The 14,394-nt window shown below is 41.6% G+C and carries 10 protein-coding genes; 7 read left to right on the forward strand and 3 right to left on the reverse strand.

Going from position 1 to position 14,394, the window contains the following annotated elements; genetic code table 11:
* Positions 1–50: 50 nt before the first annotated feature.
* The 3 genes from Q7A53_RS04865 to Q7A53_RS04875 form a co-directional block, all read right to left on the reverse strand.
* Entirely contained in the window at positions 51–848 is a 798-nt protein-coding gene (locus Q7A53_RS04865) for a hypothetical protein (RefSeq protein WP_411788005.1), read from the reverse strand.
* Between the two features lie 140 nt (positions 849–988).
* Positions 989–1,933 (reverse strand): lipoyl synthase, encoded by a 945-nt coding sequence (gene lipA, locus Q7A53_RS04870; protein ID WP_411788006.1) that lies wholly within the window; start codon positions 1,931–1,933, stop codon positions 989–991.
* Positions 1,934–1,953: 20 nt separating this feature from the next.
* On the reverse strand, positions 1,954–2,769 hold the full coding sequence (locus tag Q7A53_RS04875) for a lipoate--protein ligase family protein (RefSeq protein WP_411788337.1): 816 nt from the start codon (positions 2,767–2,769) through the stop codon (positions 1,954–1,956).
* Positions 2,770–3,133: 364 nt separating this feature from the next.
* Between Q7A53_RS04875 and Q7A53_RS04880 the strand changes: the two genes are divergently transcribed.
* The 7 genes from Q7A53_RS04880 to Q7A53_RS04910 all read left to right on the forward strand — a co-directional run bounded on the left by Q7A53_RS04880 (position 3,134) and on the right by Q7A53_RS04910 (position 14,372).
* Complete coding sequence (locus tag Q7A53_RS04880) at positions 3,134–3,316, forward strand: hypothetical protein (RefSeq protein ID WP_411788007.1); 183 nt, start codon at positions 3,134–3,136, stop codon at positions 3,314–3,316.
* A 371-nt stretch (positions 3,317–3,687) separates the two neighbouring features.
* Positions 3,688–5,583 carry a PrkA family serine protein kinase gene (locus Q7A53_RS04885; protein WP_411788008.1) on the forward strand — a complete coding sequence of 632 codons (1,896 nt, stop codon included), beginning with the start codon at positions 3,688–3,690 and terminating at the stop codon, positions 5,581–5,583.
* 89 nt (positions 5,584–5,672) lie between these two features.
* Positions 5,673–7,217: a Ppx/GppA phosphatase family protein gene (locus tag Q7A53_RS04890; protein WP_411788009.1), complete on the forward strand. Its 1,545-nt coding sequence runs from the start codon at positions 5,673–5,675 to the stop codon at positions 7,215–7,217.
* A 109-nt stretch (positions 7,218–7,326) separates the two neighbouring features.
* Complete coding sequence (locus Q7A53_RS04895) at positions 7,327–9,429, forward strand: RNA degradosome polyphosphate kinase (protein WP_411788010.1); 2,103 nt, start codon at positions 7,327–7,329, stop codon at positions 9,427–9,429.
* Between the two features lie 255 nt (positions 9,430–9,684).
* Positions 9,685–12,501 carry a 2-oxoglutarate dehydrogenase E1 component gene (locus tag Q7A53_RS04900; RefSeq protein WP_411788338.1) on the forward strand — a complete coding sequence of 939 codons (2,817 nt, stop codon included), beginning with the start codon at positions 9,685–9,687 and terminating at the stop codon, positions 12,499–12,501.
* Positions 12,488–13,780, forward strand: a complete 1,293-nt coding sequence (gene odhB, locus Q7A53_RS04905; protein WP_411788011.1) for a 2-oxoglutarate dehydrogenase complex dihydrolipoyllysine-residue succinyltransferase — start codon at positions 12,488–12,490, stop codon at positions 13,778–13,780. The genes Q7A53_RS04900 and odhB overlap by 14 nt, the downstream gene beginning before the upstream one ends.
* Before the next feature lie 298 nt (positions 13,781–14,078).
* Entirely contained in the window at positions 14,079–14,372 is a 294-nt protein-coding gene (locus tag Q7A53_RS04910) for a hypothetical protein (protein WP_411788012.1), read from the forward strand.
* The last annotated feature ends 22 nt before the right edge of the window (positions 14,373–14,394 follow it).

Raw genomic sequence — 14,394 nt, forward strand, 5'->3', positions numbered from 1 at the left:
TTTATAAGTGTCCATTATTCGGGTTATAGTTCAGCACGGGGCGGCTTTTTTTACATATCACTCTTTGAATTTGTCGACGGCTGGGGAATGGGATCAGGATGAACAGGGTCCGGATCTGGAGTAGGTTCAGGATCTGGATCTGGTTCCACAGGATCTGGATTCGGATCAGGCTGAGGATCAGGGTCCGGATTTGCAGGATTCTTATCCTTGTCTGGATTGGAATCAGCAGATCCGGAGTCAGAACTATCCCCATCAGACTGATCTGAGGACGACCCTGAAGAATTTGAATCCCCCGAGGACCCTGAGGATCCTGAGGAACCCGAAGATCCCGAAGATCCCGACGAACCTGAAGATCCTTGGCTAGAAGAACTTCCGGTGTTTCCGGTATTACTGTTAGAACTGGAATTATTATAAGAAGAGCTGTTACTTCCGCTTGAATGGCTTCCAGTAGAACCCTGGTAGCTGGAACTATTTGATTGAGAATGAGTGGTACTCTGACTGGACTCTGAGTCATTTGTGAAATCAGACTGGGAAGAGGTATCTTCCTCTTCAGTGGAGGTTGAGGAGTCCGTGACATCGGTGTTATCGTCTAAAGCTGTCTCTTTAATCGCCGCTAGTTCCTTTGTAAGATCACCCTCACCTTCAAACTCACTTTCCATTGTACGACTTTCTTCATCCTTTTCTTGATAATCCGGGACAACTTCTTCAGAGGATTGTTCTTCTTTCATATGTAGTGATAATTCCGTTTGGTCATCTGGAGTGACATTTTCAAATTCATTAGTACTTCCACAGGCAGATAAAAGCACTAAAGAACTGAACAAAGCGCATGGAACCCAACGTATTTTCATAGAGGCTACTCTCCTTATATGTATAATGGCAATTTTTTCATGAGTGATTAAATATTGGTTTGATTATAACATAGGTCCTTAGACCGTGGAGCATAAAAATAGGATGCCTGATTCAATCAGACATCCTGAGAAAGTGAAAATTAGAAGTTTGTTTTATCTAGCTCTTCTCCCTGGGATTCATAGCCTTGCATATATTTAATGCGGCGCTGAGCTGAAGTTTCGTTTACCTGCTCATCGGCGTGATAAGAGGAACGGACCATTGGACCCGCTTCACAGTGCTTGAAGCCTTTCTCCATGGCAATTTTTCTTAGTTCTTCAAATTCATCCGGGTGATAATAGCGCTCTACATTCAAGTGCTTTTTCGTTGGCTGCAAATATTGGCCAATGGTCATAATGTCTACATTATGAGCCAAAAGGTCGTCCATGGCTTGAATAATTTCTTCTTTTGTTTCTCCAAGTCCGACCATGAGGCTGGATTTAGTTGGAGTGTTTGGACGGATTTCTTTAACTCGGCGCAGGAGTTCAAGAGAACGATCATACATAGCCCGGGCACGGACGCGTTTGGTCAGACGGCGCACGGTTTCAATATTATGGTTGAAAATATCGGGTTCCCCGCCCATAAGGGTATGAAGACTATCATAGTCTCCTTTCATGTCTGAAGGAAGAATTTCTACTGTACATCCAGGGACCCGGCGGCGAATGGCCTTTACCGTCTCACCGAATACAGCAGCTCCGCCATCGTTAAGGTCATCTCTTGCCACGGCGGTTACTACAACGTGTTTTAATCCCATAATTTCCACTGATTCAGCAACACGTTCCGGTTCTCCCAGATCCAATTCATTGGGCAGTCCGGTTTTAACTGCACAGAAGCGGCAGCCGCGGGTACAAGTATCTCCAAGGATCATGAATGTCGCTGTTTTACGTTCACTCCAGCATTCATGGATATTCGGACAGCGAGCTTCTTCACAAACAGTGTTGAGTTTCTTCTCGCGCATGAGTTTCTTTAGACCCGTATATGATTTATTGGTGTTGATTTTTATTTTTAGCCAATCGGGTTTTCTTATGTAGTCTTGTTTCTTAGCCATTTGTATAAGTCCACTCCTTTTTAACGTGCATAATTCCAAGCATCATTATTGTAGCGTTCTTCAGCAATTTTATAAACTTCATCCCATTGTTCATCACTGAGGTGAAAAGGCTGCAATTGAATCCCTAATCCTTTCTCGAACCCTTCGTGGAAAGCTTTCTTCGTTTCGTCGAAAGTGACTGGGGAATCGAGAACGCTGTTAATAGATACAGCTTTATCGCCAAAAGCACGACGGGCGCGTTCTTTTATTCGCTCGTTTTTATAAATAAACATATCAAACAGTTTCATATCATCGACATCGATGGGGATGGAACCATGTTGAAGTATCACGCCTTTTTTCCTTGTCTGTGCACTGCCAGCTGCTTTCTTGCCTTCTACAATGAGTTCATACCAGGAAGGTTCCTCAAAACAAACTGCTGATCCGGTCGTTCCTAATTTGCCTTCTGGAACAGCGAATTCAGCATTTATATCAAGGTTTTTAAAACCCTCGAGCAGTCCTTTGGAAAGAACTAAATAGGCTTCTTTAACCGAAGCGGGCATATCTTCATGATCCTCAGATACGATCACACTGTAGGTGAGCTCCTGATCATGTAAAACAGCTCGTCCTCCAGTTTGGCGGCGGACGAGTTCAAATCCATGCCTTTTTACACCTTCAAGATCGATTTTACCTTTTACTTTTTGGAAATATCCTACAGAGAGTCCTGCTGGAGCCCAACCGTAGAAGCGTAAAACCGGTGGTATTTTACCTTCACTATGCCAATTCATAAGTGCTTCATCTATTGCCATATTGATGGCAGGGGTGCAATGGCCAGAATCGACAAAGTACCAAGATTCCATCATGTTGACCTTCTTTCCCAATTAAATTGCTTTACCTAGCTAAAATATTCAAATTAATTCTAACAAGGCATATAGAGTAAGTCAAAAAAGCTTAAATAGAATGTTAACTTCCTAGAATGTTTATTTTGGAGAGTCTCTCTCCCTGCTTTAGAGCGATTCAAGGGATTACCGATACGTAAAACAAAGATAGGGGTAAGGTAATTCCTGAGGGATGAGGAGACGAAACCAAAAATATACTTAAGAGAACGTAAAAATTTCTCAGTAACTCCCATTAAATGTAACATTTACCTTCGAGAGAATAAATAGTAAGAAATCACATGGGCCAGAAGGAATGGTGTAAAATAAGGTAAGGAGGGCGTTACCCATGAATCAGACTCTATTATCAAGTATTCTATTCTTTATAAGTGCTGCCATTTGGGCGATCCTTGCTTTTGTATACTTTGATTTAAGATGGCTGAACTTGTTACTTTTTATAATTTTTTTAGTTCTTGCCCTTACTCAATATAATCGCTATTACAGAGACCACGAGCTGGAAGATGATGACTGATCACTGGATTGGTCATCTTTTTTTGTCCACGCGATCCAAAGCTATCTATCCCAAGTGACGGGAGGTCGCCCTTCTTGCTGCCGCTGACTTAGCTCAGAAGATCTCTTTGCTTCTCTTCGCCGTTCGTCTTATGCTTGTCGGATTTTCCTGGTCGCTTGCGTTGTTGAACAACTAGTTCAATTGTACTAAAGATGTTTCTCTTATGATTCTATCTAGGATCAGACTTCTGATTTCTCTTCTTCTTACATAGGATAAATCGTACCCTCCAGCTGCATTAGGAGGGGCCAGTGCAGGAATTATTCGTACATGTTTTGTTTTTTTACAGCATAGGATTAAATAAATTCGTCTGTTACGACGGGGGAGGTCGCTAAGTGGACATTTTAAAGAAAATACAAGACCACCGGGAACAAGAAGAGGAACTTAAATGGGAAGGTACATTTGCCGAATATTTGGATTTATTAAAGGAACGTCCTTTTTTAGCTCAATCAGCACATTCCCGTGTATATAACATGATTAAAAATGCGGGTGTAGTAGAAGAACATGACCATAAGCGTTATAAATTCTTTGATGATGATATTTATGGTCTGGATCTTGCTATGGAGAAGCTAGTGGAGGAATATTTCCATCCAGCAGCACGGAGACTGGATGTACGGAAACGTATCTTGCTTCTAATGGGGCCGGTAAGCGGCGGGAAGTCAACCTTAGTCAATCTTTTGAAACGCGGACTTGAAAAGTTTTCTCACACCGATGACGGTGCCGTGTTTGCTATAAAAGGATGCCCGATGCATGAGGATCCGCTTCACTTAATTCCTCACTTGCTGAGAGAAGAGTTTGCAGAGCAATACGGGATTCGGATTGAAGGAAGCTTGTCACCTTTGAATACTATGAGGCTGGAGAGTGAATTCGGCGGAAGAATTGAGGATGTTCTTGTTGAGCGTATTTTCTTTTCTGAAGATAAGCGTACAGGCATTGGTACCTTTAGTCCATCTGATCCTAAATCGCAGGATATTGCTGACTTAACTGGTTCCATTGACTTTTCAACCATTGCTCAGTATGGATCTGAATCTGACCCTCGTGCCTATCGTTTTGATGGCGAGCTGAATAAAGCCAACCGCGGGATGATGGAATTCCAGGAAATGCTGAAATGTGATGAGAAGTTTCTCTGGCACTTATTAAGCCTGACTCAGGAAGGAAACTTTAAAGCAGGAAGATTTGCTCTTATTTCGGCAGATGAATTGATTGTAGCCCATACCAACGAGGCAGAGTATCGTTCCTTTATCGCGAACAAAAAGAATGAAGCGCTGCATTCCCGGATGATTGTTATGCCAGTTCCTTATAACTTAAAGTTCAGCCAAGAAGAAAAAATCTATGAAAAAATGATTAACGAGAGTGATATCCGTGATGTACACATTGCTCCGCACACGTTGAAGGTTGCTGCAATGTTCTCTATCCTTACAAGATTAAAAGAATCGAAGAAAGCGTCCATCGATATTTTGAAAAAACTGCGGCTCTATGATGGCGAAATCCTTGAAGGGTTCAGCGATGTGGATGTGGAGGAACTTAAAAGGGAGTTTTCTGACGAGGGAATGAGCGGAATTGACCCTCGATATGTTATTAACCGGATTTCTTCTACTATTATTAAGAAAGAAATGACTTCGATTAATGCTTTGGATGTCCTAAGATCTTTAAAAGACGGCCTCGACAGTCATGCTTCTATATCCAGTGACGATAAAGAGCGCTATCTGGAGTTCATCTCTTTGGCTCGTAAAGAATACGATGACATAGCTAAGAAAGAAGTACAGAAAGCGTTTGTTTATTCTTATGAAGAATCCGCTGTAACGTTAATGGATAACTATTTAGACAATGTCGAAGCTTACTGCAATAAATCTAAACTGAGAGACCCGCTTACAGGAGAAGAATTAAATCCTGATGAACGTCTGATGCGTTCAATTGAAGAACAAATCGGAGTCTCAGAGAATGCTAAAAAAGCATTCAGAGAAGAAATTCTGATACGGATCTCAGCTTATGCTAGAAAAGGAAAGAAATTTGATTACCAGTCCCATGAACGATTAAGAGAAGCGATTCAGAAGAAATTATTCGCTGATTTGAAAGACGTTGTAAAAATTACAACTTCTACGAAAACTCCAGATGAACAGCAGTTGAAGAAAATGAATGAAGTGGTAGCTACTCTAGTAGACGAACATGGTTACAATTCAAGTTCTGCGAATGAATTACTTAAATACGTTGGAAGCTTGTTAAACCGATAGTTAACCTCAGACCGTCGGACCGTGAACCCTTTCACAGTCCGGCGGTTTGTTGTGTTATAATGGCGTCAAAATGAAAGTGGGTGGGACGATTGGCGAAGAAATATTATGCAATTATTGATGTAGGTTCAAATACTATGAGACTGGTCATTTACCTCAGAGATAAAGGCGGACGTTTGCGGGAAATTGAGAATGTCAAGGCTGTCGCCCGACTAAGAAATTACCTGCTGGATAATGAAACACTCTCAGAACAGGGCGTGCAAAAGCTGACGAGTACATTAAACAGCTTTAATGAAGTTGCCAAATCGTATCAACTAGAAGAGATGGTTTGTGTAGCAACGGCAACAATCAGGCAAGCCGCTAATCAATCAGAAATCCTGAAAAGAGTTTCTGATGAAACAGGTTTCCACATGAGGATTCTCTCAGAACATGAAGAAGCTTACTATGGCTACTTAGCGGTTGTGAATTCTACTTCTGTGACAGAAGGGATCACAGTCGATATCGGCGGTGGAAGTACGGAAGTTACATATTTTAAAGATCGGCAGCTTATTGAATCACACAGTTTTCCTTTCGGAGCTCTTACTCTAAAACAAGACTTTTTTAAAGAAGATCTCCCTACAGAAGAAGAGTTTTCTAATCTTCGCCACTATGTACTTGAGCAGTTTCATTCCTTGCCGTGGCTGAAAGACCGTCAAGTCCCTTTAATTGGAATAGGCGGTGGCGCGCGTAATCTTGTGCAGATTGATCAAAGTCTGAAAGATTACCCTCTCGCTGGTCTTCACCAATATAAAATGAAAGACAGCGATTTGTCTTTTGTTAAAAATTATTTGTTTACGCTGCCGATGAAAAAACTTCAGAAAGTAGAGGGGTTATCCAAAGACCGGGCCGATATTATTCTGCCTGCTACAGAGGTCTTCCACTCGCTTTATGACACCATCCAGGCTTCGGGCTTTATATTGAGCCGTAAAGGTCTGAGAGACGGTGTTTTTTACGAACAGCTTACAAGAGACATGGGGACTTCCCTGTTTCCTAATGTCCTGGAAGAAAGTATCCAGGAGTTAATCAACGATTATGAGTTAAGCATGAAACAGGTTCATCACGTTCAGCATTTGGCCTATGAGCTCTTTCATCAGCTTCATGATAAAGGGATCGGATCCTTAACGAAAGAGGATTGGGTCGAGGTGAAAAGGGCGGGTTATGTGTTTAATTTAGGGGAATACATTGATAATGAAGCCAGTTCCCAGCATACTTTTTATTTACTGGCAAACCGGACAATTGACGGCTTAATGCATATCGAGCGGCTCCGTTTAGCTTTAATGGCATCCTTTAAGAATAAAACGATTTTCAAGCAGTTTCTGCACCCTTATAAAAAATGGTTTTTAAAAACAGAACAAAAAAAGATCCGGCTGCTTGGGGCAATGCTTAAATTCTGCTACAGCCTCGATAGTACCCGGAGACAAACGGTGAAGGACATTCACATTACTATACATGATGGTGATCTGCAGATTACTGCTTATTCTGGAGGCGACTGGATGCCGGAAGAATATCAAGCAGAGAAACAAAAAAAGCACTTGGAAAAAGCTTTGAAGAGGTCGATCGAATTGTCTTTTGAAGAGACAAGTGGAAGTTCCTCCTAAATCATTTTTTTCACGAACTTTACAGGATATTTAAACAGATTTAACGTTCAGCTTATATTTAGGGGGTATTGTGAAAATAGGACTACAAAATGTAAAGGGTGAACGTTAAATGTTAACAGAATCCAAATCTTTAGAATTAGACAACCCGTTATACTATAATAATCGAGAATTGAGCTGGCTTGCGTTTAACGAACGTGTACTGGAAGAAGCACAGGATGATGATAACCCTTTGCTGGAACGGCTTAAATTTCTTGCCATTTGTTCTTCTAACCTGGATGAGTTTTTCATGGTTCGGGTGGCCGGGTTAAAAGATCAGGTGAAGGCAGGGTTTAACAAACCTGAAAATAAGGCAGGCTTAACACCAAAGCAGCAGCTTGCAAAGATTGCAAGTATTAATCATGATATTGTGCACAAACAATATGAATCCTACCAGAAAATGATGCCTCAGCTTGAGGATGAAGATATTTCAATTCTATCCATTGAAGATCTCACTCACGAGGAAATACAGCGGATGGAGAAATATTTTGACGAAGAAATCTTTCCGGTACTCACTCCCATGGCCGTAGATGCTTATCGCCCATTCCCGATGTTATTAAATAGATCCATCAACTTAGCAGTGGTCCTAAAGGATGCCTTTGATACGACTGAGGAAGTAACGAAAACGGCAATCGTCCAAGTTCCTTCAGTGCTGAACCGATTTATTGAAATTACTCATACATCGAAGCATCAGTTCATTCTACTAGAAGAAATCATTAGTTATTTCATCAATAAATTATTCCGAGGGTTTATCGTCGAATCAATTTCTGAATTCCGCATTACGAGAAATGCGGATATGACGATTCACGAAGAAGGTGCTAGGGATTTATTAAAAGAAATAGAAAAAGAACTTAAAAAACGAAAATGGGGAGCAGCAGTCAGGCTGGAGGTACGGGAAGGGAAATTTGATGACAAGGTCATTGCCTTTCTTCTGCGGGTGCTTGAGATTCATAAGGATGACCTTTACATCACGAATGGACCGCTTGATTTGACATTTCTCTTTAAGTTTCATAAAACCATAGCAGAATGTAAAGACCATCTTGTTTACGAGAAGCTGATGCCTCAGCCTCCCCGTGATTTAGAAGGAGAAGAGAATATCTTTGATGCAGCATGCGAAGGTGATGTTTTTTTGCATCACCCCTTTGAATCCTTTGAACCGGTGGTGGAATTTGTCTCGGAAGCGGCAGATGACAGTGAGGTACTGGCTATTAAACAGACACTGTACCGGGTAAGTGGAGATTCTCCCATCATCGAAGCCTTGAAAAGAGCTGCCGAGAATGGAAAGCAGGTAACGGTGCTCGTGGAGTTGAAAGCCCGGTTCGATGAAGAAAATAACGTTCAATGGGCAAAAGAACTAGAGAAAGCTGGGTGTCATGTCATTTATGGCATGACATACTTGAAAACTCATAGTAAAATAACATTGGTCGTTCGTAAACGGCAAGACAAAATTGAGCGTTTCGTTCACCTGGGGACAGGGAACTATAATGACCAGACAGCATCGCTCTATACAGATATGGGAATTATTACGTCTAAACGTAAATTTGGAATTGATGCTACTGATTTCTTTAACTATTTAAGCGGTTATACTGAAAAACCGCATTACCACCATTTATCGATGGCTCCTTTTGATATTCGCAATGACTTCATTCGATTCATTCATAATGAAATCCGTTTTCATAAGCAGCATGGTAACGGAAGAATTATTGCTAAAATGAATTCATTAACGGATAAAGCCTTAATTATGAAACTTTACGAAGCTTCTCAGGCGGGTGTGCAAATTGATTTGATTATCCGGGGCATTTGCTGTTTGCGGCCTGGAATTACAGGAGTCAGTGATAATATCCGGGTAATTAGTATAGTGGGACGCTTTTTGGAACACAGCCGTATTTTCTTTTTTAACCATAATGGTGATGAACGAATATTTTTATCCTCAGCGGATATGATGACGCGGAACATGGCAAAGAGAGTAGAACTTTTATTTCCAATTTATGATTCTTCAGTTAAATCCCGGTTAAATAAAATTTTATCTCTCATGCTTCGTGATAATGTCAAAGCCCGTGAACAAGCGAGCGATGGCAGCTACCGCTATGTAAAGCCCCAGAAAGGGGAGGAACGCATTAACAGCCAAATGAAGCTTTTTGACTTAGCGTACCGAGTTCTTGAGGATGAAGAATAACAAGTTCATACCACTTTACTGGTAAAAGAGAAAAAGGCGTACCCAATGGTGCGTCTTTCTTGTTATAATGGTAATGTTGTTAAGATGCAAAAAATAAGCTGTATATGTTGAATAAGTATTCGAATCAATTCTATAATAGGAAATGGGCTTGCAAACGTTTACGAAACAACACTAGTCAACAACTACTTGGGGGTATTACACGTGTCAATACAAGGGTCCACCGAAAGATTTTGGGAAAACTTTCACGGCCCCAATATGGGGTACATCGAAGAACAATATGAACAATATCAAAAAGACCCTTCTGCAGTCGATCCTTCTTTAAAAGAAGTATTTGATGAGCATGGGGCACCTGATTGGATGAAAACAGGGGCAGCCGCACAGCCAAATGGGGCAGCTTCAGCCACATCAGCCGATATTGAAAAGGTAACCTCAACGATGAAACTTGTTGAGGCTATTCGCCGTCATGGCCATTTACAGGCCAATATATATGCCGTGGGCAGTGATGAGCGCCCAGCAACAAGACTGCTTGATCCTGACTATTACGGATTAAGTGAGAAAGATTTAGAAGACATCCCAGCAGAATGGGTATGGCCGAATTCACCGGTTAAATTGCAGAACGCTCTTCAAGTTGTGCGCACATTGAAAGAAAGATATGCGGGAACGATTTCATTTGAATTCGATCACGTTAATAATGATGACGAGCGCCACTGGCTGCAGAATAAAGTAGACGCTGGATTGTTTCAAGTTAATTTGAGCAATGAAGAGAAGAAAACACTACTAAAACGTTTGGCTAGAGTGGAAGGGTTTGAACAGTTTTTAGGAAAAACATTTGTTGCCCAGAAACGCTTTTCAATTGAAGGCCTGGATATTATGGTACCGATGCTTGATTATCTTATTCATTCAGCATCCACTGACAAAATTGAGAACATAATGATGGGAATGGCTCACCGCGGTCGTTTAAATGTTCTCGCTCACGTTCTAGGGAAGCCATATGACCTTATATTCTCTGAATTTCACCATTCAGCGGATAAAGAACTCGTTCCTTCAGAAGGTTCTACAGGCATTAACTATGGCTGGACGGGAGATGTGAAGTATCACTTTGGTGCTCACCGTAAAGTTGGAAATGGAGAGCAATCCACTACCCGCGTTACCTTGAGTCATAATCCGTCTCACTTGGAATATGTAAATCCAGTAGTAGAAGGCTTTACAAGAGCTGCACAAGATGATCGCACTAAACCTGGATACGCTGAAATGGATCAAGATGAAGCTTTCGGCGTATTAATCCATGGGGATGCTGCCTTCATCGGTGAAGGAGTAGTAGCGGAAACCCTTAACATGAGTGACCTGCCTGGTTATCGTACGGGGGGGACAATCCATATTATTGCTAACAATCTTGTAGGGTTTACAACGAATCGCAGTAATGGGCGATCTACCCGCTACGCCAGTGATCTGGCAAAAGGATTTGAAATTCCAGTCATTCACGTAAATGCCGACGATCCAGTAGCTTGTTTGTCAGCGGTGGCATTTTCTTATGAGTATCGTCAGGAATTCCATAAAGACGTATTAATCGATCTAGTAGGCTACCGCCGTTATGGTCATAACGAAATTGATGAACCTAGGGCGACACAGCCGCAGCTGTACCAGGAAATTGATAATCATCCTACCGCAGCCTCCGTCTATGAAGAACGCCTGATTGACGAAGGTGTAGTAGATAAGGGTGCATTAGAAGAGTTAAAAGAAGAAATCGATAAAAAGATGAAAACTATTTATGACAACATGGGTGAGCACGATACGGACGAGCCTGAAGTCAAAGAGCGTCCGGGCGGAGTAGAACGTCCTCTTGATGAAATTGAAACTGCTGTAAGCATTGATCGTCTCCGCAGTTTGAATGAAGGAATGCTCGAGCGTCCAGAAGGATTTAATGGATTTAAAAAGCTTGAGAAGATTCTCCAAAGACGTGGAAAAATGCTGGACGAAGACAATCAAGTAGATTGGGCTGCAGCGGAAGCTCTAGCATTTGCATCGATAATCGAAGATGGTACTCCTATCCGAATTACCGGTCAGGATACAGAGAGAGGAACATTTGCTCACCGTCATATGGTTCTTCATGATGTAGAAACGGGAGAAACGTATTGTCCGCTTCATGGATTAGAACAAGCGAAAGCTTCCTTCGATATCCACAATAGTCCATTATCGGAAGCGGGAGTTATTGGCTTTGAATATGGCTACAGCGTTCAGGCACCCGAAGCCTTAGTTCTTTGGGAAGCTCAATTTGGAGATTTTGCTAACGCTGGACAAGTTATTTTTGACCAGTTTATTGCTGCTGGACGAGCAAAATGGGATGAAAAATCCAACATGGTCTTCCTGCTTCCTCATGGTTATGAAGGACAGGGACCAGAACACTCCAGTGCAAGACTAGAACGTTTCTTACAAATGGGCGCAGAGAATAACTGGACTGTAGCTAATGTTACTTCCTCTGCTCAGTATTTCCATCTGCTAAGACGCCAGGCTGCTATTAGCAACCAGGAAGAAGCGCGTCCTTTAGTATTGATGACACCTAAAAGTCTGTTAAGAAATCAACGCGTTGCCGTCGAAGGTAAACAGTTTAGTGAAGGTAAGTTCCAGCCTATCCTTAGACAGCCTGGGTTAACGAAAGAAGAGAACAAAGATAAAGTGAAAACCTTGCTGCTTGGAAGCGGAAAGATTATGGTCGATATCGAGGATACGGTTGAAAAAGCTGAAAATCATTCGTTTGATACTATTGATGCCGTTCGTATTGAACAAATCTATCCGTTCCCAGAGAAGCATTTGAAAGAAATCTTGAGCGAATATCCAAACCTTGAAGAACTTGTTTGGGTTCAAGAAGAACCGCAAAATATGGGGACATGGTATTATGTAGAAGGAATTCTTCACAAAATGCTGAAAGATGGTCAGATTCACCGTTATGTTGGACGTCCTCACCGTGCTTCGCCATCAGTGGGTGAACCAAACATTCATAAAACCGAACAAAATCGTATAATCCATGAAGCGCTACAGATGTCTAAAGGAGGAAATTCAAATGAAGGAAATTAAAGTACCTGAATTAGCTGAATCCATTACTGAAGGTACGATTGCAGAATGGCTAGTAAAGAAAGGGGATCAAGTTGAAAAAGGCGATCCTATTCTTGAACTAGAAACAGATAAAGTAAATGTAGAAGTTAACGCAGACGCTAGCGGTGTCATTGCAGAACTGCTCAAAGACGAAGGGGAAGATGTAGAAGTAGGAGACGTCATCGCCAAAGTTGATGAGAATGGTGAAGCAGGTTCATCGAATGAGGATTCCTCCTCAGACAAAGATCAAGAGGAAGAAAAGCAAGAAGAGAAACAACCTAAACAAGAAGAGCAGGAAGAAAAACCTGCAGCAAAATCTAATGATAAACAAGATACTTCTTCTGAGAAGGGCAATAAAGGGGAAGTAATTGCTACTCCTGCAGCTCGCAAACGGGCTCGTGAGCTTGGAATTGATCTTTCTGAAATCTCTGCACGTGATCCACTTGGCCGTATTCGTCCTGAAGATGTAGATGCGGCAGCAAGCAGCAGCAGTCAGAAAGATGAAAAGAAAGCTCCTAAAAAAGAGAAGAAAGAAAGCAGTGAAAAAACAGAGTTTGAAAAGCCGGTAGAGCGTGAGAAAATGTCCCGCCGCCGTCAAACGATTGCCAAGCGTCTAGTTGAAGCACAGCAGACTTCTGCCATGCTGACTACGTTCAATGAAGTGGATATGACAAATGTGATGAAGCTCCGCAGCGAACGTAAAGAATCCTTCATGAAAAAGCATGATGTTAAACTAGGGTTTATGTCATTCTTTACGAAAGCAGCCGTAGGAGCATTAAAAGAATTTCCACTAATCAATGCTGAAATTCAAGGAAACGAAGTTGTGAAGAAGAAATTCTACGATATCGGCATGGCGGTATCTACCGAAGAAGGTCTGGTTGTTCCTGTAGTACGTGATGCTGACAGACTTGACTTCGCTGGCATAGAAAAAGGAATTGCAGACGTGGCAACGAAAGCACGTAACAAAGAACTTCAATTGGAAGATCTTCAAGGCGGGTCATTTACGATTACAAATGGCGGAATCTTTGGTTCTATGCTTTCTACACCGATCCTGAATTCTCCACAAGTGGGAATCCTTGGTCTTCATAACATTGAAAAACGCCCGAAAGTGATGCCTGACGATACGATCCAGGCTCGCCCGATGATGTACATTGCGCTTTCTTATGACCATAGAATTGTAGATGGTAAAGAAGCAGTTCAATTCCTGCGCAGAATTAAAGAAATGATTGAAGATCCTTATGATCTACTGCTAGAAGGTTAATTAATAGGAGAACCGCCGGCTGAGCCGGCGGTTCTTTTGTTTTTTATGTGTCCTCTTTAGAAGATAAATTAGGAAAGACTTCCGCTGGATAAAGCAGGCGACCATCCACTTTAAGAAAACGGTTGTATAAGCACAACTTTGTGTCCAACTTTATCTTTTTTGGAAGAAACTAGTACCTTGAGGTAACAACCATTGCGATTTTTTGCAAAGCGATTTATGATAGAGAATAGAGTAATTAGAAAGACATAATTAGTGATTTGGAAATACAGCTAAGAATACGAAGAAAAGAGTTTTGACTATGACAATAATTGCAGAATTATTTGATGGGTCTTATGATTTATTATTTCTATCCATCTATATAAGTCTATTTGTGACGGTAGCGGTCGATACCATTTGGCTGCATATGGTGAAGAAACCCTCTAAGGGTCTCGTAACTCACCATCTTACTGCAGAAAAAAAGCAGGCGGAAGTGAAAGAACGGCTTCATTTATTGTCGCCGGTTAATGAAATGATCCATTGGCTGCAGAGAACCGTTAGAAGAAAAGATGATTCCGGAGATGACGACCATTTCCTTCTTTATATTTGCTGTTAGATATTCAAATATAGAGGAGGAA

This window comes from Halobacillus rhizosphaerae (genome assembly GCF_046719735.1).
GTDB lineage: Bacteria > Bacillota > Bacilli > Bacillales > Halobacillaceae > Halobacillus_B > Halobacillus_B rhizosphaerae.

What these genes read in the sequence shown, in the direction of transcription:
- Q7A53_RS04865 (WP_411788005.1), bottom strand. Translation starts at nt 848, where the DNA reads ATGAAAATACGTTGGGTTCCATGCGCTTTGTTCAGTTCTTTAGTGCTT.
- lipA (WP_411788006.1), bottom strand. Translation starts at nt 1,933, where the DNA reads ATGGCTAAGAAACAAGACTACATAAGAAAACCCGATTGGCTAAAAATA.
- Q7A53_RS04875 (WP_411788337.1), bottom strand. Translation starts at nt 2,769, where the DNA reads ATGGAATCTTGGTACTTTGTCGATTCTGGCCATTGCACCCCTGCCATC.
- Q7A53_RS04880 (WP_411788007.1), top strand. Translation starts at nt 3,134, where the DNA reads ATGAATCAGACTCTATTATCAAGTATTCTATTCTTTATAAGTGCTGCC.
- Q7A53_RS04895 (WP_411788010.1), top strand. Translation starts at nt 7,327, where the DNA reads ATGTTAACAGAATCCAAATCTTTAGAATTAGACAACCCGTTATACTAT.
- Q7A53_RS04900 (WP_411788338.1), top strand. Translation starts at nt 9,685, where the DNA reads ATGGGGTACATCGAAGAACAATATGAACAATATCAAAAAGACCCTTCT.
- odhB (WP_411788011.1), top strand. Translation starts at nt 12,488, where the DNA reads ATGAAGGAAATTAAAGTACCTGAATTAGCTGAATCCATTACTGAAGGT.
- Q7A53_RS04910 (WP_411788012.1), top strand. Translation starts at nt 14,079, where the DNA reads ATGACAATAATTGCAGAATTATTTGATGGGTCTTATGATTTATTATTT.